This window comes from Nocardia sp. NPDC101769 (assembly GCF_044766925.1).
Taxonomy (GTDB): domain Bacteria; phylum Actinomycetota; class Actinomycetes; order Mycobacteriales; family Mycobacteriaceae; genus Nocardia.
Genome location: NZ_JBIWMX010000006.1, coordinates 189,856 through 209,920 on the forward strand (window position 1 = coordinate 189,856; position 20,065 = coordinate 209,920).

The window sequence follows — 20,065 nt, forward strand, 5'->3', positions numbered from 1 at the left end:
TCTCAATTTGTTTCATATGCCGAATTCTGTCACATCCCATATGCGGGTTCACCGGCGCTTTTCGGCGCTCACATAGCGCGCCTGCTGCATGAGGTCGAGCAGTTCGGCGGGCATGTCGGTGATCGGCTGGGCGTAGCCGGCGGCGAGGTCGACAGGGGTGGTGCTGTGGACCGACCAGCCCTGCCGTGCCAGCCAGTCGCCGGGAACAGCGCGGGCGTCGTCGTACCAGAGGTCACTCACGTCCAGGTTGCCGAAGGGGTTGCTGCCGAAGAACTTTTCCTCCGTATCGGCGAAGCGTTGCGGGTCCAAGCCGCGGCCGAAATCGTCGGTGGCCACACTGCTCCCGGGCGAGGACAGGGCGTCGATGCGTTCGAACAATGCGTCGTGCGCCGAACCCGGCAGGAACGGCAACAGCCCCTCCGCCGACCACGCCGTCGGCCGCTCCGGATCCAATCCCGCGGCGGTGAGCGCAGCGGGCCAATCGTCGCGAAGATCGACCGCCACCACGCGCCGATCGGCCTTGGCCACGGCACCGTGCTCGGCGAGAACCCGGTCCTTGAACTCCAGCACCCGGGGCTGATCGATCTCGAAGACGACCGTGCCCGCGGGCCAATCCAGTCGGTACGCCCGCGCATCCAGACCGGATGCCAGGATCACCGCCTGTCGCACACCCTGCTGCCACGCCGCGGCGAAGAACTCATCGAAGAACCTCGTCCGCACACCCATGAACCGCCCGAACCGCCTCATCTTGCCCACGGACGCCGGGTCGTCCAGCATCTGCGTGAAGTGCGGTTCACCCGCCGCCTCGACGAACCACGCCGCGTAATCGTCGTGGATCATCGGCTCGGGATCGATCGTCTCGAGTGCGCGAAACGTGGCAACGCCCAAGGCGGTCAGCCCCACGCTCGTCACGATGTCCCAGCTGTCCCCTTCGGTTCGCATCAAGGTCACCCCATGGTGTCAGCGATCGTCTGAGCTATCTCGAGCGGAGCCAGCGCCCCGCATCCAACCCGGTCGATTCTGCTCCCACGAAGAACCTCATGGCAACCGGCCGGTTATCGCTCCAGCCGGGGGCGCATCATCCAGAATTCTCCGCCACGCCTCCAACCGGCGGCCAGTTCGTGAACACAGCAATGTTTTGGCAATCTCGATTCTGCTGCGCCGCCGACCATGACGTCGTTACCGTTGGAGAGGTCCATAGCTCCCTATCTGGAGGTGACCCATGACTACCGCTCGCGACATCATGCACCCGGGCGCGCATTGGATGACCAGCACGGATACTGTCCAGCGCGCTGCGCAGACAATGCGCAAACTAGGCGTTGGAGCTTTGCCGGTCGGCGACAAGAACGAGCGAATGATCGGAATCATCACGGATCGCGACATTGTCGTGAAATGCACTGCCGACGGCCGTGATCCGGCAAAGCTTTCTTGCGCCGAGCTGTGCGAGGGCACGCCACGTTGGATCGATGCCGATGCCGACGTGAAGGATGTTCTGCACGAGATGGAAAGCCATCGGATCCGGCGGCTGCCCGTGATCGAGAACAAGAGGATGGTCGGCATGATCAGTGAGGCAGATCTGGCCAGGCATCTACCTGACAGTCAACTCGCCGAATTTGCTGGATTCATCTACTCACAGGCCCCGGGGCAGCGCTGACGAATGCCGACAATTCAATGTGGTCTCAACGGGCCGGCGCACACGCAGACCCGTTGAGACCACCGGCCTCTGTTGCGAGGCGGGCCAGGGCTTCTGATCTGGGGAGGTCTGCGCCGAGGTGGTAAGCGCGCTGATATTCGGTGTCGCCCAGGCGGTTTGTGAGGGTGGCGGTCAGGGCGGTGAGTTCGGGCTCGCCGTGGTCGGCGGTGCCGCGGATGACTTGGCCGAGGCCGAGGGCAGTGGCGGCGGCGGACGGGTTGGCTTCCAGGAGAAGGAGTTTCGCGAGGAGTTCGGCGGTATGGGCTTGAGCCTGGGCGGTGGCGGCGGAGTCGCCGTAGGTGAAAGCGCCTTCGATGGCGCGGGGTAGGAGGGCGCGGGCCGCGACGGGTGACCCTTCGGTGAGGCGGTTGCGGAGGCGGGCGACCGTTATGTGATTGGCGGCCATGGCTTCTGGATAGGGCAGGTGGCGGAGGCGATGCTCGAGTTCGTCGAGGTCTTGGTCCGAGCGGGTGATATCGCCGGTGCGGCGGTGTAATTCGGCGCTGGTGAGCAGGATGACGGCGGAGAGGCGGGGGAAGCCCTGGTCGGCGGCCAGGCGCTGGGCGGCGTCGATGTCGCGGGCGGCTTCGGCGAGTTCGCCGCTGCGCATGCGTTCGTCGGCGAGGGCGGTGCGGGCGGCGACGATGTCGTCCTCGGTGCCGAGTTCGGAGGCGAGGGTGACGGCGCGGGCGTAGGCCGCGCGGGCCTGGTCGTGGTCGCCCTGCAGCGAGTGGGCGCGGCCGACGGCGAGCAGCGCCATGCCCAGGCCCCAGCGGTCACCGACGATTTCGAAGCCGCGCAGGGCTTCCCGTCGCGCGGCGGCCCCCTCGTGCAGGCGTCCCTGCCCGGTCAGGGCAATGTCGCGAGCGAGCTGCGCGCTGGCCCGCACCCAGGGGTCCGGCCAGGTCATCGCCTGTTCGAGTTGTCGTTCGGCCAGCTTCTCGTCGTCGGCGCGCGCCGCCAGGAGCGCCGTCCAGAGTGGTACGGCCGCATGGAATTCCAGCCCTCCGGACTGTACGCAGTCCTCGATGAGCGCGGTCAGCGAGCTCCCGGCGGGCGGCGAGCCGGCCATCAGCGCGATCACCCGGAAGGCGGCCCGTGCGGCCGCCGGGAGCTCGTCCCCGAACCGCAGGACGGCTTCGAGCGAGCTCTCGAACTGGGTGCTCATTCCCCGGATTCCCCAGTACCAGAACATGGCCCGCACCAGCCGGACCGCGGCATCCGGGACGGTGCCGAGGGCGATGCGCAGGGCGGCAGCGAGATTGGCGTGTTCCGCGTCGAAAAGGGCTATGGCGGTGAGCTGTTCGGTGCCGCGGAGGTGGGGTTCGGCCTGTTCGGCGAGGGTGAGGTAGTAGTCGGTGAAGGGCGGGGTCAGGTCGTCGGATGAGCGGGTGAGCTGGCCGGCGGCGTAGGCGCGGATGGTTTCCAGCATGCGGTAGCGCGGCGGGTCGTCGGGGGTGACGGTGACGAGGGACTTCTCGACCAGGGCGTCGAGGAGGTAGAGGATGTCCGCGGCGGGGAGGTCGTCGTCGGCGCAGATGGCTTCCACGGCCTCGGCGGTGGCGCCGCCCGGGAAGGCGGAAAGCCTTCGGGCCAGGATCTTTTCGGGTTCGTCGAGGAGGTCCCAGCTCCATTCCACCAGGGCGAGCAGGGTGCGCTGCCGGGGTAGGGCGGTGCGGCTGCCGGAGGTGAGCAGCCGGAAGCGGTCGCCGAGCCGCCGGGCGACCTGGTCGACACTCATGGCGCGCAGTTTGGCGGCGGCGAGTTCCAGAGCCAGTGGGAGGCCGTCGAGTTGGCGGCAGATCTCCACTACGGGGGCGACGGTGGCGTTGTCGACGGTGAAGCCGGGTCGGATGGCGGCGGCGCGGTCCGCGAACAGCCGCACGGCCGGCGCGCTCTGGGCCACAACGGGATCCGCAGTCTCGACCGGAACGCCGAGCGGTCCCAGGTGGCACAGCGCCTCGCCGGTGATGGCCAAGGGTTCCCGGCTGGTGGCCAGTACGCGCAGCTGCGGCAATCGATCCAGCAGTTGTTCGGCGAGGGCCGCGGCGGCCGCGATGACATGCTCGCAGTTGTCGAGCACCAGCACCGCGGGCCCGACGTCCAGTAGTTCGGTCAGCCGGGCGGTCTTGTCCGGCCGCTCGGCGGAGTCGCTGTCGAGCGCCCCGGCCACCGCGTCCGCGAGCTGGTCGGGTGCGCCCAGTTCGGCCAGCGGCACGAAGAACACCGCCCCCGCCGACTGCTGATCCATGGCTTCCAGCGCGAGCCGGGTCTTGCCCGCTCCGCCGGGTCCGACAATCGTGACCAGCCGCGAATCCGCCAGCAGCCCGGCCAGTTCCGTGAGTTCCGCCTCGCGTCCGACGAATCCGGTCAGCCGCACCGGCAGCGTCCTGGTCACGGGTTCCCAACGCGGAGCGGGGATTTCGAGCTCGCCCCGGAGCAGCGCGAGATGCGTGTCCCGCAGGGTGGCCCCCGGGTCGATGCCGAGTTCCTCGTCCAGCCGCTCCCGCATCTCCTCGTAGACGGCCAGCGCGTCCGACTGTCGTCCCGCCGCCGCCAACGCACGCATGCGCAGCGCGGCCAGCCGCTCGCTGAGCGGATTGTCCGCTCCGGCGATCTCGAGATCGGTGAGCACATCGGCGTACCGGCCCAGCCGCAGCTCGGCCTCGAATCGATCCTCGACCGCCGCGGCCCGCAGATCGTCCAACCTGGTCGCGGCGGCTTGGGCGAACGGGGCGTCCTGCACATCGCCGAGCGCGGGTCCGCGCCACAGCGCGAGGGCCTCGCCCAGCCGGCGGGTGGCCGCCTCTGCCCGCCCGGCGGCCAGCTCCTGACGGCCCTGTCGCACCAGGTCCTCGAACCGGTCGGCGTCCACCGCCACCCCGGGCAGCCGGTAGCCGCCGGTCCCGAATTCGACCGTGCCCACGCCGCGCAATGCCTTACGCAGCCGGGACACCGCGGCCTGCAATGCGCCGGCCGCCTCGGCTGGCGGCTCCTCACCCCAGAGTCCGTCGATGAGCGCGGTCACCGGCACGTCCCGCCCCGATTCCAGAGCCAGCCGCGCCACCAGCATGCGCACCCGGACGCCGGGGATCTCGACCGGCGTCCCATCCTCCGCATGGACCCGAACGGGCCCCAGCACACCAACCTGCACTCCTCCGCCTCTCTCCTCCGCCTCTCTCCTCCGCCTCCCCGAGCCTTCAGCGGACAGCTGAGAGCCGCTATCTGTTGCGCACCCGTGCCGGCGGTTGGGTAGCGAACCAATTTTGGACGTACCCGGCGAGTTACCCCGACCGTCACGAAATCAGTTGTCACGCTGGCATACGCAGCATCCCATTACCCGTAAGGTAATCGACTCGGCGGCCCGGCGTCGGGCACAGTCGATCTCATGACCGAAACCGAGATCGCCACCGCCCCGACGGGCGCCCAGTTGTTCGCCACCATGCCGTTCACCGAGGGCCTCGGCGTCCAGGTCCTGGAGTGCGGCCCGGAGCTGGTGCGCAGCCGCCTGGAGTGGCGCGAGAATCTGTGCACCCTGGGCGGATCGATGCACGGCGGCGCGCTCATGTCGCTGGCCGACGCCACCGCCGCGGTGTGCGCCTTCCTGAATCTGCCGACGGGCAAGCAGGGGACGACCACGGTGGAGTCGAAGACGAATTTCCTGCGGGCCCTGCGCTCGGGGCACGCCACCGCCACGGCCCGTCCGCTGCACGCCGGGCGCAGCTTCATCGTGGTGGAGACCGAAATCTGCGACGACGCGGGCAAACTCGTCGCCAAGGTGACCCAGACCCAGGCGGTGCTGTAGTCGGGCCACCGGCGTCCGACTACCCGACGAGGATCGGCACCAGATACGTGCGCGCGAATTCCGCCAGCTCGTCCGGGGTTTCCAGCGCGGCCGCGCCGCCGTCGACGAGTATCAGCGAATGCACTATGCGGCTGCAGATTTCGGTGCGCGCGGCCAGATCGGCCGGGGCCTCGAACAGGCCCCTCGCGGCAGCGCGCTCCAGGATCTGGATGGTCGCCGCGACGGACATGGCGAAGGTGGTCGCACCTTCGACGGTGAGTTTCACCAGGATTCGGTCCGGCTCGACCGCGAGCAGCCGTTCCACCAGCGGATGGGCCCGCCAGCGGGTGATGACGGTGACGAAGACGTCGGCGACCAGTCCGGGCAGGTCGGCATGCCGGTCCGGCATGCTCGACAGCTCGGCCAGCAGGTTGCCGACCTCGCGGCTGACGACTGCCTGCACCAGGTCGTCGCGGGAGCCGAGCCGACGGTAGACGGTCACCCGGTCGACCCCGGCCTGCTTGGCGACATCCTCGATCGTCGTCTTCTTGACCCCGACCTTCTGGAACTGCACGAGCGCCGCGTCGAGGATGCGCGTCTCGATGTCATCGGCGGCATCCGTGCGGGTCAGCGGGTTTTTCGACGCGGTCGTCACCGGATCCACGCTAGCAGGCACCACCCCCGATGCAACAATCTCGGACAATTTGTGGCTGCAACATTGCAATAGAATTTGTTGCGCTGTACGGTTCGGTCATGGCTGACAAGGCTGGCGCGACGCAGCGCCACTACCGCGACGAGGCGCATGCCATCTCCGCCCGCGACGTGCGGTTCGATTTCGATTCCGTTCCGCTGCACTACATTCCGGGTGAAGTCCTGGCAACCCACATTGTGAACGTCATGCACCTGGTGCTGCCCGAGGGCGAACGGGCCATGGCGCAGACGCTGTCGGAGGCCCTCCCCCACATCCACGACGAGCGGTTGCGTGAGGAGGTGACCGGGTTCATCGGGCAGGAGTCCATGCACGCCAGCAGTCACGAGGCGGCGCGCCGGCACCTGCAGTCCCTCGGGCTGGACGTGGACTCCTATGTCGATGCCATTGCCTGGCTGGTCGATCGGATTCTCGGCGATCACGGGCTGAGCGGCCGGGCCCGGGAGGAGTGGCTCAAGGAGCGGCTCGGGCTGTTCGCCGGGATGGAGCACTACACGGCCGTCATCGGCGAATGGCTGCTCAATGCCGACCTTCTGGAGGCCGAGGGCATGCATCCGGCCATGCTGGACCTGGTGCGCTGGCACGGGGCCGAGGAGGTCGAGCACCGCAGCGTGGTCTACGACGCCTACATGTATCTCGACGGCGGGTATCCGCGGAAGGCTCGTACCGCGGTGCTGGCCAGCGCGACGCTGCTGCCGCTGTTCATCGTGTCGGCCGGGTATCTGTATCGGAAGGATCCGTCGCCGCGAAAGGGGCGGTTCTGGGCTCGGCAGTTCCTGAGCGCGACGCGGCGCGGCGTGATTCCCAGCTGGACGGTGTTCCTCACGGAGATTCCGCGGTATCTGCGGCCGGGCTTCCATCCGTCGCAACTGGGTTCGATGGATGTGGCGCTGCGGTATCTGGCCCATTCCCCGGCGGCGCGGACGGCGGCCGAATGAGCGCGGGGGCAGCGCCCGTTTCAACGCAGGCGATGCCCGCGACCCTGCGGGTGCTGGGCGGAGTGATGGACGCCTACAGGCGGGTGTTCGTGAGCGGGCGCGCCGCATCGGTATTGTCGCCGTCGAATCCGGTGCGCCGCAGCGGTTTCGAGCTGGCCACCGTCGTGGAACGGCTGGAACGGCTCGCACCCGATGTGCTCGCGGTGACGCTGCGGGCCCCGGACGGGCGGGAGCTGCCGAGCTGGCGGCCCGGGGCGCACGTGGATGTGTTCCTGCCGTCGGGGCGGCAGCGGCAGTACTCGCTGTGCGGGGATCCGCGCGATCGGACCCGGTACCGGATCGCGGTCCGGCTGATCCGCGACGGCGAGGGCGGGTCGCGCGAGCTGCACGAGTCGCTGTGGGTCGGGGACCGCATGCGAATTCGTGGGCCGCGCAATGCTTTCACGCTGGTGGACGCACCGTCGTATCTGTTCCTGGCGGGCGGGATCGGCATCACCCCGATCCTGCCGATGGTGCGGGCCGCAGGGGCGCGCGGGCGACTGGTGTACGCGGGACGGTCGCGGGCGACGATGCCGTTCCTGAACGAGCTGCCCGACGCGGAAGTACGGCCCGATGACGAGGTCGGACCACCCGATGTCGCCGCGATCATCGCGAGCGCGGCACCCGGTGCCGCCGTCTACGTATGCGGTCCGCCCGCCATGCTGGCGGCGGCGCAGCGCTGCCGGTTCGCACTGGATCCGACGGGATCGTTGCACACGGAACGCTTTTCGGCGCCGCCCGTGGTCGACGGGCGGGCCTTCGACATCACCCTGGCGCGCAGCGGCCGGACGGTCCGGGTCGGCGCGGACGAGACGGCGTTGACGGCGGTGCGGCGGGTGCTGCCCGATGTGAACTACTCCTGCCGCCAAGGCTTCTGCGGCACCTGCAAGGTCGGGGTCCGCGCGGGCGACGTGAACCACCGCGACCGGCTGCTCATCGCGGCCGAGCGGGAGAACCGGATGCTGCTCTGCGTGTCCCGCGCCTGCGGCGACGCGCTCGTGCTCGATCTCTGAACGCGGGGAACACTCATGTCGATTGATACGGAAACAGCTGTGGCCGAACCTGACTCGGGCGAGACCGAGCATGTCGGGATCGCCGTCGTCGGGGCGGGATTCGGGGGCATCGGCCTGGCGATAAAACTACGCGAGGCCGGGTTCGAGGACCTGGTGATTCTCGAGCGGGCCGAGGATCTGGGCGGGACCTGGCGGGCCAACACCTATCCCGGGTGCGCCTGCGATGTGCCCTCCCAGCTCTACAGCTATTCGTTCGCCCCGAACCCGGACTGGTCGCGGACCTATGGGCGGCAGGCGGAGATCCTGGAGTATCTGCGCCGGGTCGCCGCGGACCACGATGTGGTGCGGCACATCCGATTCGGCGCCGAACTGCTGGATGGCCGCTGGGACGAGGAGCACTCGCGGTGGCGGGTGGAGACCAGTCGGGGTGCGCTCACCGCCGATGTCCTGATCTCCGCGGCGGGCATCTTCGCGGAGGCCAGATATCCCGAGCTGCCCGGTCTGGATCGGTTCGCGGGCAAGGCTTTCCATTCGCTGCACTGGGATCACGACCATGATCTGACCGGCGAGCTGGTGGCCGTGATCGGGACGGGCGCGTCGGCGGTGCAGTTCGTGCCGGAGATCCAGCCGATTGTCGACCGGCTGCTGCTGTTCCAACGCTCCGCACCGTGGATCGTGCCGCGGATGGACCGGCGCACGCTGGGGCTGGAACGAACGTTGCTGCGGCGGATTCCTCTCGCCCAGAAGGCGATCCGCGGCGGCTGGTATGCGGCCATCGAGGGCTTCGGGCTGATCTCACTGGTGGACAAGCGGTTCCGGCATCCGTACGAGGCACTGGGCCGGTTGCAGCTGCTACGGCAGGTACGCGATCCGGCGCTGCGCAAGACCCTGACCCCCGACTACGTCATCGGATGCAAACGCGCCATCTTCTCCGATGCCTACCTGCCCGCGCTGGATCAGCCCAATGTGGAGGTCGTCACCGAGGGCATCGCCGAGGTGCGCCCGCATTCGATAGTGCTGCGCGACGGCACCGAGCACGCGGTCGACACCATCATCTTCGGCACCGGCTTCACCTCGATTCCGTCGGCGTATCACCGCTATATCGGGCGGCACGGGCAGTCCCTCGCGGACCTGTATCACCGCGAGCCGCAGAGCTATCTCGGGGCGGCCGTCGCCGGCTTCCCCAATTTCTTCTGCACGCTGGGGCCGTTCGGCGCGGCCGGGAACCAATCCGCCGTCTACATGATCGAATCCCAGATCGCCTACATCGTGGATGCGGTGAAGACCATGCGCGACAGGGGAATCGACCGTATCGAGCTGCGTCCCGAGGTGCAGGACGACTTCCTCGGCGAGATGGACCGTCGCAGCGCCGACACCGTGTGGCTGACCGGCGGCTGCCAGAGCTACTACACCACCGCCGACGGCCGCAATGCCGGCCTGTACCCCAACTGGAGCTTCGAATACCGCCGGCGCACTCGGCGTTTCGACTCCGACTCCTACGAAATGAGCCGCTGATGTCCACTCCGCGCTGTCTCCCCGGCCCCGGCCCCTTCCGTCCCGCGGGGCGGGTCGCCCTGATCACCGGGGCCGGTCAGGGTATCGGGCGCGAACTCGCCGGGATGCTGTACCGGCGGGGTGCGTCGGTGGCCATCGTCGATGTCGATGCCCGGGCCGCCACCTCGCTGGCCGCCGCGCTGGGTGATCGAGCGCTGCCGGTGATCGCCGATGTCTCCGACCGGGCCGCCATGGCCGAGGCGATTCCGCAGGTGGTCGCCTACTTCGGGCATCTCGACATCGTGGTGGCGAACGCGGGCGTGGTGCCGCCGCCGGCGACGCTGCGGACCATGGAGCCCGCCGAGTTCGACCGGGTCATCGGCATCAACCTGACCGGGGTGTTCAATACCGTGCACCCGGCGCTGGACCACATCATCACCGCGCGGGGGCATGTCGAGGTCGTGTCCTCGTGCGCCGCTTTCGCTCCGGGGATGGGCGGCGCGCCGTACATGATCAGCAAGGCGGCGGTGGAACAGCTCGGCCGGGCGCTGCGGGTCGAGCTGGCGCCGCACGGGGCGTCCGCGGGCATCGCCTATTTCGGGATCGTCGACACCGAGATGACCCACTCGACCCTCGACCGGGACGAACTCGGCCGCCGCATCGAGGCGCTGCTGCCGTGGCCGCTGAGCACGCGCATCACCGCCGAGCAGGCCGCGCGCACCATTGCGGATGCCATCGAACACCGGGCACCGCAGGCTATTTCGCCGCTGGCCTGGATGCCCTACTCGCTGTTGCGCGGCGTGATCAATACCGTGCTCGATTCCCGCCTGGCCCGCGATCCACGGGTGCACGCGCTGCTGCGGGAAGTCGAGCGCCGCAGTCTCGAAAGGCCGCCCGCACCAGCGGAAGCACCCGTAGACAGGGCGCGCGTGGAAGCGCTTTCCTGATCTCAGATCGCCGGGTTCAATTCCATTGCAGCTCCGGCGAGTACAGGTCCAACCAGGTGCCGATATCGATGGCGCGGTCGAGACCGACGCGGACCTGCGGGGCCATGCGGGCCGGGTCCTGTTCCACGGCCCGCAGTAGCCACTCACGGTCGAGGAGGTCGAACAGCGGCGAATCATGTTCCATCAGTCGTTCTTTCACGTGCTGCTGCAGATTGGCGGCGTACCCCGGGTCCTGGGTGGACGGGTACGGGCTCTTGACGCGGTCCGCGACCGATTGCGGCAGCACGTGTTTCGCCGCCGCCCGCAGCAGGCTCTTCTCGCGGCCGTCGAAGGTCTTGAGTTCCCAGGGCGTGTTGTACACGTACTCGACGAGCCGGTGATCGCAGAACGGCACGCGCACTTCGAGTCCCACCGCCATGGACATGCGGTCCTTGCGGTCCAGCAGCTGGCGGACGAAGCGGGTCAGATGCAGGTGGCAGACCGTGCGCATACGGTGTTCGAGGTCGGATTCACCCGGGAGGTGATCGACCTCGGCGACGGCCGTGGCGTACTGGTCGGCCACGTATTCGGGGAGGCGCAGGCGGCCGCGCAGGTCGGGGTGAATGATGTCCCAGCGGGATTCGAGGGTGAAGGCCGTGCTGAAGGCGAGCCATGGGAAGGTGTCGGCCTTCAGGGCCACGCCGTCGTGGAACCAGCGGTAGCCGCCGAATACCTCGTCGGCGGATTCGCCGGACAGCGCCACGGTCGACTGCTCCCGGATCGCGCGGAACAGCAGGTACAGGGAGCTGTCCAGATCGCCGAGGCCGAGCGGCAGGTCGCGGGCGCCGATCACCGCCCGGCGCACCGAAAGATCCGAGAGCTCGGCCGGATTCAGCACCACATCACGGTGTTCGGAGCCCACCAGGCGGACGACATCGCGGACGAACGGGGAATCCGGGGTGTCGCGCATCTCGTCCGGGACGAAGTTCGCCTCCTGGTTCACGAAGTCCACCGAGAAGGTGCGCAGCCGCTCGCCCCGGCGGGCCAGCTGCCGGGCGGCGAGGCCGGTGATGGCGCTGGAATCCAGGCCGCCCGACAGCAGGACGCAGCGCGGCACGTCGGATACGAGTTGCCGATCGATGATGTCGGTGAGCAGGTCGCGCACCTTCTCCACCGTCCGGCCGGTATCGTCGCGGTGCTCGCGGGCGGTGAGCCGCCAGTAGGGGCGCCGACGGATTCCCCTGCGGTCCACCGTCATCACCGTGCCGGGTAGGAGTTCGGTCATTCCCCGCCACAGCGCCCAGTCGGGAGCCTTGGTGAACGCGAACAGTTCCCGCATCCCGTCGATGTCGACGACCGTCCGGACGAGCGGATTGGCCAGGATCGCCTTCGGTTCCGATCCGAATATCACCCCGTCCGGCGTCGGATGGATGTAAAGCGGCTTGATCCCCATCCGATCCCGTACCAGCACCAGCTTCTCGCCCTGCTGATCCCAGATCGCCAACGCGTACATGCCGTTCAGCCGCTCCACCACCCCCTCGCCCCACTCCAGATACCCCCGCAGCACCACCTCGGTATCACTATCGGTCCGGAAGGCATGCCCCAATCCCCTGAGCCGAGATCGCAATTCGCGATAGTTGTAGACCTCCCCCGAATACACGATGGCCACCTGTCCCCCACCGGCCTCGGCCACCATGGGCTGCGTCCCACCCGGCAGATCGATCACCGCCAGCCGCCGATGCCCCAGCGCCACATGCTCGCGCACGAACGTCCCCCGCGCATCCGGCCCCCGGCACGCCATGGTCTCCGTCATCCCGTCCACCACCCCCTGCCGCCGCGTCAGATCCGCCTCGAACGACACCCACCCTGCAATCCCACACATTCGGGGACCTCCAGATTGTTAGCAACGTGAACTATCTGTAATTCCGTTGTAACACACCGGAACCGGCGCGAGACAGTGATCCGGAGAAACCTGCCGCAATCGAGCCTTGTTGCCACGCAATAGCTTTGATCATGCTCGCACCCAAAGCCCCGCATCCATCCCGAAACTTCACCGGGTGCGCCGCGCGAAACTCGCCGTGACGGCGGTCGCGGGCACGGGCGCGCTGCTGCTGGCCGCGGCTCCGGACGCCGCGGCCGCCGACATCGGCGACGTGACGCTGAACGGCTCGAACCCGCGGGCCGGGTGCAGCTGCCGACCAGCGGGGACCTGGCCGGTGGCGGCAGCAGCTCGTTCTACGAGATGCCTGTCATCTTCTATGACAACGGAGCCACCACCGGGACCGGCAAGGTGGGGCACCAGCCTGCTCGGAAACTCGGCCGAAGTCTCGTGGACACCGGCTGCCCCGGGCCATCGGAGCGATCCAGGTCAGGCCGGATGACCGAACTTCCCGTCGACCACACCGGCGGTGAAGGCATCCCACTCACCGGGCCCGAAGACCAGAGCCGGACCGGTCGGATTCTTGGAATCCCGAACACCGACCATGCCGCCGGCCAGATGTGCGACCTCGACGCAATCCTGACTGGCTCCGCTGTGGGTGCTCTTGAACCACCGAGCCATGGACAGATCAACGTTCATGCTCATGCTCCCTTGCTGTCTTTCGAAGCAGATCGCGACTTTCCCGCGCATCCAACGCTACCCGGCGCATGGTCGCGTGAGCCGTCCTATAACGATCAACGGTCTCGCCATCATCGAAGTACATAGCACCGGTATAGCTTTCGACATAGACCACCGCCGGTTCGACCGTTTGGCGGCCGTCGTCTCCGAAGTCCAGGATGGTAAAAGGCCCGGTCAGATCGCCCAGTGGCATACCTGCCGAATACGGTAGGACGCGAATTGCGATGTTCGGCCTCGTTTCGAGATCTGCGAGGTGGCGCAGTTGCGAGGCCATGATCTTCCGTCCGCCGATCACCCGGTGCAGAACGGATTCGTCGAGGATCACATCGATTGAGGCGGGCTGTGCCCGCCTGGTGATCAGCACTTGACGGTGCATACGCATCTCGACTCGACGGCTTATCTCGTTTTCCGAGCCGCCTGAATACCCTGACCGGATCAGTGCGCGAGCGTACTCGGGAGTCTGGGCCAGCCCCGGCACCAACTCCTGAAACGACGTCAGTGTCGCTGCCGCCGATTCCAAGCCCATGTACACATCGAAGTTGACCGGGATCAGATCACCGTAGGCATGCCACCAACTCTTTGCATTACCCTGCTGGGCAAGCCCTTTGAGGGCAGCGGTCTCGGTTTCGCCCGCACCGAGAACCCGGCACAGAGCCTCGATGTCCCACAGCCGGATTCGATCGGCCTGCCCGGTCTCCAGTCGTTGCAGCGTGGTGGCACCCCGCTCAATTCTCCGCGCGACCTCGGCGATGGTCATGCCGGACTGCTGACGTAGATCACGGAGATAGCGGCCGAGCTGCCGACGCGGAACGGTTGAACCGGTATCTCCCATGACGACCTCCCCGTTGGACGACGTGCCCACGATTTTTGGATGACGCTGTAGCCGGGTGCGGATGATTGTCTCCGAGCCTGAGGATCCGATGCTGGGGCTTCGAACGAATCGGCGTGGATTATCCGATTTCGACTGCCCGGCCGGGGCGTCCTGGCGTGTCCTGGGTGACGTTCCCGACCGAAAATCCCGATGACCGAAGGGAGTTCGCGAGATGTCGCGCAACAGCCAGTGGTCGGCGCAAGCCATCATCGACCGCATCGAAGGCGAGAGGAAGATTGCCGACTCCAACCGCATGGGTGCCGAGCGCATCCGTGGTGGGTATGCGATCCGCGGGTTGTGGTCGTGCTACTCGGATCCCGGCGAACTCACTGCCGCGCAAGCGCATACAGCCATGCAAATCCATCTCGGGTGCGGCGTGGATACCTGCCTGGTGCGGCAGCGGGCACGCACTGCGCTGATCGCGGCCGGGCGCATGGTCCTGGACTCGCGCGCCACACGTACCAGGGCAGACCGGAGATCACCACTCACGGTGCTGCGCGACGCGCTGTCCGGTTGGGGTGCTTTGCTTCTCGGCGGTCGCCATGCCCTGCGATGACTGCGACCGGGATGACCACGACCGAGTCGAGATTCAGGTGATCCAGGATGTTCTCGATATCGTCGAAGTTCGCTTGCGCGAGCGCGAGCGGTGCGGATGGCGACTGACCGTGTCCCGCTCCCAGATCTACGCGACCGTCTTGCACGCGGTCATCGTCAGCGCGCGTGAATCACACCGAGTCCCGGCCACTCTCGACCGGGCCGCCATCCTCGACTACATCCTCGACGGCGCCGATCCCCCGGATTCCGGCCCGACCCGGCACCCGGTCGACGACATCATCCGACACCACATCGCGAACATGAATTGACCCCCGCAAAGACCCTCCACGCTCTCGCCGGTTCAATGGCCAGCGGGTCCGGCCGCCGGCCTGCGCAGACGTCAGAATCGGCCGCCACGCAACCGGCTGCGTTGCACGCCTATGGCTTCGGCGGCGGGACGTTTCCGTCGCCGTACGAACCGCTGGCGCCGAAGCGGGCCTGTATTCGTACTGGAAGCCCGACACCACCGAGATCGATACCACCGCGCCGCAGGACCACGAGTTCTACGACTACAGCACTGGGCGAGCGCGAACTGGTCACCTGGTCCGCCTGCGCGACGGCGGAGGTCCGCACTCGCCACCGACGATCAGACGATGATGTCGTGGGCGGTGGTCCGCAGGGTCCAGGTGGGGGCGCGATGGTGGAGCGTGGTGGCCGTCAACGGCGGGATGTCGATGCGCCAGAAGGACTCCGCGGGGGCGTTCAAGGTGAGCAACACCGCGGCTCGGACCACGGCCGGGTGGGTGATCGCGACGATGCGGTCACCGCGGCCGATCAGCGATGTCAGCCAGGAGCCGACGCGGTCGATGAGGCCGGTGATGGATTCGCCGCCGTGGTCGCGGTAGACGGGGTCGGTGAGCCAGGCCATCAGCTGGTCGGGCGGCAGCTCGTCCATCGACCGGCCGGTCCAGGCGCCGTGGTCGAGGTCGCGGAGGGCCGGCTCGGAAGTTCCGGTCAGGCCCAGACCGTGAGTCGTTTGGGCCGTGCGGATTTCCGGGCCGTGGTGGACGACATCGGGTTCGAGGCCCGGGAGGCCGCCCGCCTTTCCGACCGACCGCGACCCGCGCGGGTTGAGCGGTTCGTCGGCCGGGAAGCGGGCGGCCTGCACGGCGTCGGTGATCGCGTGCGTCACCAGGGTGAGGCGGGTGACCGCGCTCATGCCGCCGCTTCGGTGGCGGGCGAGCGGTCGCCGAGCAGGCGCGGGGCGAGCCAGGCGAAGCCGACGCCGATGACCACCCACAGGATCAGCTGGGCGGCAATGGAATACAGCCGGAAGTGGTAGAGATCGTCGGCGGGGAAGCCGGGGTACACGATCGTTCCGGACGGATCCTTCAGCGGCTGCGGGGTTTCGGTGGTGAAGCCGCCGTACTCCCGGTTGGCCGAGAGCTTCCCGAGGGAGGGGAGCAATGCCATGACCGCGCCCATGACCACCACGAAGGCCGCGGAGGCCGCGATGATGGCGGTCCAGTTGCCCAGGCGTGCCGCCAGTTTGCGGCCCAGCCAGATGGCAGCGAGCAACACGACCGCACTGATCGCGATCATCCCCACGAACAGCGCCGTACGTTCCTTGATGGTCTCCGGATGCCCGATCGAGGGCGGGTTGGCCGGGTATTTCAGGAACGGCACCGCGTACAGCACCAGGAACATGCCGCCCGACACCAGCAGCGCCAGATTGCGGGGGGCGAGCTTGCCGGCCTTGCGCAGCGCAAGGAAGTAGACGACCGCGAACAGCGCACCGAGCGCAGCGCCGAACACGATCAGGCCGAAGCCCAGACCGATGTTCTCCTGCTGGGTGCGGGTGAAGATGTCGGGACCCATGTCGGCCATGGGCTTTCCGGCGGCCTTGTCGAGGGCCATCTGCACGTCGTCGCGGCCGGATTCGTAGTCGATGGCCCGGTTGATGATGGGCTCGGCCAGGATCCGGGCGAAGACGAACGCCAGCAATCCGCCGAGTGCGCCCAGCAGGACTCCTCGGCCGATGATTCGCTTTTCCATTGTGGTGACTCGATTCCCGCGACTAGTGGCAGGGGAACCCGAGGAAATGCCGTCCGTCGTGCACGAACTCGTGGACGTGCATGTCACTGCCGAAGATCGACACCGCGCCCTGGTCGATGCCGATGAAGTAGATTGCCAGCAGCGCGAGAACGGTGGTGCCGACCAGCCACAGAGTGGTGGTGGGGAGGGCGAGAGCGCCGGTGCCGAGACCGGAACGAGGAGCGTAGGAAGTAGCCACGATGACTCCTTGAGTTGGGGGGATTTTCGCGTCCCCGCAGTCGATCGAAACCACGATGCGAGGGTCTGACTCACACCCGTCAGGGGTGTTCACAGTGGCGCGACCGTTCCGGAATTGCACCGGATTCCTCGAGACATCGTCGAATTACCATACGAAAGCGCGTCCGCGCTGGTCAATCCGGGTGCATCCGGCCGTCCACCCATTGGGATGGGACCGGCCGTGCGCGAGGTGGCGGCAACCTTCGCTATATTCGCCATCGCAGCTGGTTCGCCGGAGGTGGAGTCGAGGAGCCCCTGATCCATCCGATGGCGTCGAAGCCCGGCGGTGCGTCGACGCGCCGCGCGGGTGAGAGGGAACCCGGTGAGAATCCGGGACTGTCCCGCAGCGGTGAGTGGGAACGACAGCCGTCATTCGCACTGGGCGCATGAAGTGATGCCTGGGAAGCGACGGCCAGTAGGACCATCCCCGGCCTCGAGCGCCGGGGACGACCCTTCCCGGGTCGATGCCCACGAGTCCGAAGACCTGCCCGTTGCGCCGGATACGCCGTATCCGGCGGTCGTCGCCTCGTGGATTGGGCGGTACGCCGAGTGGAACCCGGGCACGGGATCGATGCTTTGCGGGCTCCGTCAGCGTGCGCTCCGTATGGGCGGCGGCCATCGGCTACTGACCATGGAGTTCATCAATGTTGAACCCTGACAACACTTTCACCGCCACGGTGCTCGGATTGCCGCGCATCGGGCCCAACCGGGAGCTCAAGCGGGCGATCGAGTCGTACTGGGCCGGGCGCATCGACGCCGCGGCCCTGCACGACATCGCGGCGGGGCTGCGTGCCGCACAGCTCGTGCGGGTGCGGGACGCCGGGCTGGATTCGGTTCCGGTGGGGACGTTCTCGTACTACGACCAGGTGCTCGACACCGCGGTGCTGCTGGGTGCGCTACCCGATCGCGTGTGCGGCATCGAGGACGAGCTGGACCGCTACTTCGCCGCCGCGCGCGGTACCGCGGAGATCGCGCCCTTGGAGATGACCAAGTGGTTCGACACCAACTACCACTACCTGGTGCCGGAGCTCTCGGCCGTGACCGAGTTCTCGCTGCACTCGGACAAGCCGCTCGCCGAGCTGAAAGAGGCACTGGCCCTGGGCATTCCGGCGCGCCCAGTAATCGTCGGACCGATCACGTTCCTGAAACTGGCCAAGTCGGTGGACGGCAGCGACCTGCTGGACCGGCTGCCGGATCTGCTGCCGCTGTACGAGCGGCTGCTGGGCCTGCTGGCCGAGGCGGGCGCACGCTGGGTGCAGCTCGACGAACCGGTGCTGGTCACCGACCTGAGCGAGACCGAACTGGCGCTGGTGCACACCGCCTATCGCCGGCTGGCCGAGATGCCCGCACGGCCCGCGCTCCTGGTGGCCTCGTATTTCGGCCGATTGGGTGAAGCGCTGCCGATACTGGCGGCGACCGGTGTCGAGGGCATCGCCGTCGATCTGGTCGCAGGCGGCGACGCGGATGTTGTTGCGGCGCAGTCCCTTCGGGACATTCTCGTGGTAGCCGGCATCGTCGACGGCTACAACGTGTGGCGCGTCGATCCCGCTCGCGCGCTGCCCCGCCTGGCCGCCCTGCGCGACGGTGGCGCACCGGTCGCCGTCTCGAGTTCCTGCTCGTTACTGCATGTTCCGTACAGCCTGGATGCAGAGACGGCACTGGAGCCGCGGCTGCGCTCGTGGCTGGCCTTCGGCGCGGAGAAGATCGCGGAGATCCGGATGCTCGCGAGCGCCCTGAATGAGGGGCAGGACGCGGTCGGCGAACAGCTGGAGAGCGCACGAACGGCCGTGCGGGACAGGCGATCCGACATCCGGCTGCACAACGCGACCGTGCGGGCCCGTCTGGCCGCGGCAACCGTTGCCCGGCGCGCCCCGGCTGCGGAGCGGCGGACCCTCCAGCAGCAACGACTGCACCTGCCGCTGCTGCCGACCACGACGATCGGCTCCTTCCCGCAGACCGGCCGGATCCGGGTGGCGCGCGCGGAACTGTCGCGCGGGGAGATCGACCGGGCCGAGTACGACGCGCGGATGCGGGCCGAGATCGCCGAAGTCGTTGCACTGCAGGAGGAGATCGGCCTGGACGTGCTGGTGCACGGGGAACCGGAGCGCAATGACATGGTGCAGTACTTCGCCGAGCAGCTCGACGGATTCGCCGCCACCGGGAACGGCTGGGTGCAGTCCTACGGCACCCGATGCGTCCGGCCCCCGATCCTGTTCGGTGACGTGGTGCGCCCGGCGGCCATGACGGTCGGCTGGAGCAGTTACGCGCAGTCGCTCACCGCCAAGCCGGTCAAGGGCATGCTCACCGGGCCGGTCACCATCCTGGCGTGGTCGTACGTCCGCGACGATCAGCCGCTCGCGGACACCGCACGCCAGATCGCGCTGGCGATCCGGGACGAGACGGCGGATCTGGAGGCGGCGGGTATCGGCATCATCCAGGTGGACGAGCCCGCGCTGCGGGAACTGCTGCCGCTACGCCGCGCCGACCAGGCCGCCTACCTCGACTGGGCGGTGGACTCGTTCCGGCTGGCGACCTCCGGCGTCGCGGACGCCACACAGATCCACACGCACCTGTGCTACTCGGAGTTCGGCGAGATCATCGGCGCCACAGTGGAATTGGATGCCGACGTCACCTCGATCGAGGCCGCCCGCTCGCACATGGAGGTGCTCGACGACCTCACTGCCGCAGGCTTCGACCTGGGTGTGGGACCGGGCGTGTACGACATCCACTCGCCGCGCGTGCCGAGTCCGGAGGAGATCGAGAAGTCGCTGCGTCTGGCGCTGAAAGCCGTTCCGGCCGAACGGCTCTGGATCAATCCGGACTGCGGGCTCAAGACGCGTCGCACCGATGAGGTGATCGCCTCGCTGCGCAACCTGGTCGCGGCGGCACAGGCGCTGCGCTGACCGCGCGCCGGGGCGCTCCGTGCCACGGGGCGTCCCGGCGTCGTTTCCACGGCCCGGCTGAAGGCGCGGCCGACACGCGGTGTCACCGCAACTTTCACAGATTTGCAGGGTCGGGTCCGCAAAAGTAGGCAATTGCGAGGCATTCAAGTCGAATACTGCGCTCGGTAGCGTCCGGAATGTACCGGTGAAATCGACGTCTGGGAGGACCCGACC

General features: G+C 67.9%; 18 protein-coding genes and 2 riboswitches. Of the genes, 9 read left to right on the forward strand and 9 right to left on the reverse strand.

What is annotated here, in order from left to right; all coding sequences use genetic code 11:
• Positions 1 to 48: 48 nt before the first annotated feature.
• The gene (locus ACIRRA_RS13155) at positions 49 to 945 is read right to left on the reverse strand and encodes a class I SAM-dependent methyltransferase (RefSeq protein WP_402766898.1); all 897 of its coding nucleotides are present in this window, start codon (positions 943 to 945) and stop codon (positions 49 to 51) included.
• A 277-nt stretch (positions 946 to 1,222) separates the two neighbouring features.
• Between ACIRRA_RS13155 and ACIRRA_RS13160 the strand changes: the two genes are divergently transcribed.
• Positions 1,223 to 1,654: a CBS domain-containing protein gene (locus tag ACIRRA_RS13160; RefSeq protein WP_357003758.1), complete on the forward strand. Its 432-nt coding sequence runs from the start codon at positions 1,223 to 1,225 to the stop codon at positions 1,652 to 1,654.
• A gap of 25 nt (positions 1,655 to 1,679) precedes the next feature.
• Here the strand turns inward: ACIRRA_RS13160 and ACIRRA_RS13165 are convergent, their stop codons facing one another.
• Positions 1,680 to 4,835 (reverse strand): ATP-binding protein, encoded by a 3,156-nt coding sequence (locus ACIRRA_RS13165; RefSeq protein WP_402766901.1) that lies wholly within the window; start codon positions 4,833 to 4,835, stop codon positions 1,680 to 1,682.
• 246 nt (positions 4,836 to 5,081) lie between these two features.
• Between ACIRRA_RS13165 and ACIRRA_RS13170 the strand changes: the two genes are divergently transcribed.
• Entirely contained in the window at positions 5,082 to 5,498 is a 417-nt protein-coding gene (locus tag ACIRRA_RS13170; RefSeq protein ID WP_402766904.1) for a PaaI family thioesterase, read from the forward strand.
• 19 nt (positions 5,499 to 5,517) lie between these two features.
• Here ACIRRA_RS13170 and ACIRRA_RS13175 read toward each other — a convergent pair whose 3' ends face one another.
• Positions 5,518 to 6,132 carry a TetR/AcrR family transcriptional regulator gene (locus tag ACIRRA_RS13175; protein WP_402766906.1) on the reverse strand — a complete coding sequence of 205 codons (615 nt, stop codon included), beginning with the start codon at positions 6,130 to 6,132 and terminating at the stop codon, positions 5,518 to 5,520.
• Between the two features lie 98 nt (positions 6,133 to 6,230).
• Between ACIRRA_RS13175 and ACIRRA_RS13180 the strand changes: the two genes are divergently transcribed.
• Genes ACIRRA_RS13180 through ACIRRA_RS13195 form a run of 4 tightly spaced genes read left to right on the forward strand, consistent with a single transcriptional unit; the run spans position 6,231 to position 10,617 of the window.
• A complete protein-coding gene (locus ACIRRA_RS13180; RefSeq protein ID WP_402766909.1) occupies positions 6,231 to 7,124 on the forward strand; it encodes a metal-dependent hydrolase in 894 nt (297 codons plus the stop codon).
• A gap of 32 nt (positions 7,125 to 7,156) precedes the next feature.
• Positions 7,157 to 8,176 carry a PDR/VanB family oxidoreductase gene (locus tag ACIRRA_RS13185; RefSeq protein ID WP_402766911.1) on the forward strand — a complete coding sequence of 340 codons (1,020 nt, stop codon included), beginning with the start codon at positions 7,157 to 7,159 and terminating at the stop codon, positions 8,174 to 8,176.
• 39 nt (positions 8,177 to 8,215) lie between these two features.
• Positions 8,216 to 9,691, forward strand: a complete 1,476-nt coding sequence (locus ACIRRA_RS13190) for a flavin-containing monooxygenase (RefSeq protein WP_402766914.1) — start codon at positions 8,216 to 8,218, stop codon at positions 9,689 to 9,691.
• Complete coding sequence (locus ACIRRA_RS13195) at positions 9,691 to 10,617, forward strand: short-chain dehydrogenase/reductase (protein ID WP_402766917.1); 927 nt, start codon at positions 9,691 to 9,693, stop codon at positions 10,615 to 10,617. The genes ACIRRA_RS13190 and ACIRRA_RS13195 overlap by 1 nt, the downstream gene beginning before the upstream one ends.
• 16 nt (positions 10,618 to 10,633) lie before the next feature.
• On the opposite strand, the gene asnB is transcribed toward ACIRRA_RS13195, so the two are convergent.
• The 3 genes from asnB to ACIRRA_RS13210 form a co-directional block, all read right to left on the reverse strand.
• Positions 10,634 to 12,478, reverse strand: a complete 1,845-nt coding sequence (gene asnB, locus ACIRRA_RS13200; RefSeq protein ID WP_402766920.1) for an asparagine synthase (glutamine-hydrolyzing) — start codon at positions 12,476 to 12,478, stop codon at positions 10,634 to 10,636.
• A gap of 486 nt (positions 12,479 to 12,964) precedes the next feature.
• On the reverse strand, positions 12,965 to 13,174 hold the full coding sequence (locus tag ACIRRA_RS13205) for a DUF397 domain-containing protein (RefSeq protein ID WP_402766922.1): 210 nt from the start codon (positions 13,172 to 13,174) through the stop codon (positions 12,965 to 12,967).
• Entirely contained in the window at positions 13,164 to 14,045 is an 882-nt protein-coding gene (locus ACIRRA_RS13210; protein WP_402766925.1) for a helix-turn-helix domain-containing protein, read from the reverse strand. Before ACIRRA_RS13210 ends, ACIRRA_RS13205 begins: the two co-directional genes overlap by 11 nt.
• A 211-nt stretch (positions 14,046 to 14,256) precedes the next feature.
• Here ACIRRA_RS13210 and ACIRRA_RS13215 point away from each other — a divergent pair, with 211 nt between their 5' ends.
• Together ACIRRA_RS13215 and ACIRRA_RS13220 are read left to right on the forward strand one after the other, a co-directional pair.
• Complete coding sequence (locus ACIRRA_RS13215; protein WP_402766928.1) at positions 14,257 to 14,640, forward strand: hypothetical protein; 384 nt, start codon at positions 14,257 to 14,259, stop codon at positions 14,638 to 14,640.
• 37 nt (positions 14,641 to 14,677) lie between these two features.
• The gene (locus tag ACIRRA_RS13220) at positions 14,678 to 14,947 is read left to right on the forward strand and encodes a hypothetical protein (protein ID WP_402766931.1); all 270 of its coding nucleotides are present in this window, start codon (positions 14,678 to 14,680) and stop codon (positions 14,945 to 14,947) included.
• Positions 14,948 to 15,264: 317 nt separating this feature from the next.
• Here ACIRRA_RS13220 and ACIRRA_RS13225 read toward each other — a convergent pair whose 3' ends face one another.
• Genes ACIRRA_RS13225 through ACIRRA_RS13235 form a run of 3 tightly spaced genes read right to left on the reverse strand, consistent with a single transcriptional unit; the run spans position 15,265 to position 16,911 of the window.
• Positions 15,265 to 15,837 carry a histidine phosphatase family protein gene (locus ACIRRA_RS13225; RefSeq protein WP_402766934.1) on the reverse strand — a complete coding sequence of 191 codons (573 nt, stop codon included), beginning with the start codon at positions 15,835 to 15,837 and terminating at the stop codon, positions 15,265 to 15,267.
• Positions 15,834 to 16,673: a CbtA family protein gene (locus ACIRRA_RS13230; protein WP_402766936.1), complete on the reverse strand. Its 840-nt coding sequence runs from the start codon at positions 16,671 to 16,673 to the stop codon at positions 15,834 to 15,836. The genes ACIRRA_RS13225 and ACIRRA_RS13230 overlap by 4 nt, the downstream gene beginning before the upstream one ends.
• A gap of 22 nt (positions 16,674 to 16,695) precedes the next feature.
• A complete protein-coding gene (locus tag ACIRRA_RS13235; protein ID WP_402766939.1) occupies positions 16,696 to 16,911 on the reverse strand; it encodes a CbtB-domain containing protein in 216 nt (71 codons plus the stop codon).
• A gap of 38 nt (positions 16,912 to 16,949) precedes the next feature.
• Positions 16,950 to 17,065: riboswitch (cobalamin riboswitch) on the reverse strand.
• A 194-nt stretch (positions 17,066 to 17,259) separates the two neighbouring features.
• Positions 17,260 to 17,435, forward strand: a riboswitch (cobalamin riboswitch).
• A gap of 158 nt (positions 17,436 to 17,593) precedes the next feature.
• On the opposite strand from ACIRRA_RS13235, the gene metE reads away from it, so the two are divergent.
• On the forward strand, positions 17,594 to 19,852 hold the full coding sequence (metE, locus tag ACIRRA_RS13240; protein WP_402766942.1) for a 5-methyltetrahydropteroyltriglutamate--homocysteine S-methyltransferase: 2,259 nt from the start codon (positions 17,594 to 17,596) through the stop codon (positions 19,850 to 19,852).
• Positions 19,853 to 20,065 lie beyond the last annotated feature (213 nt).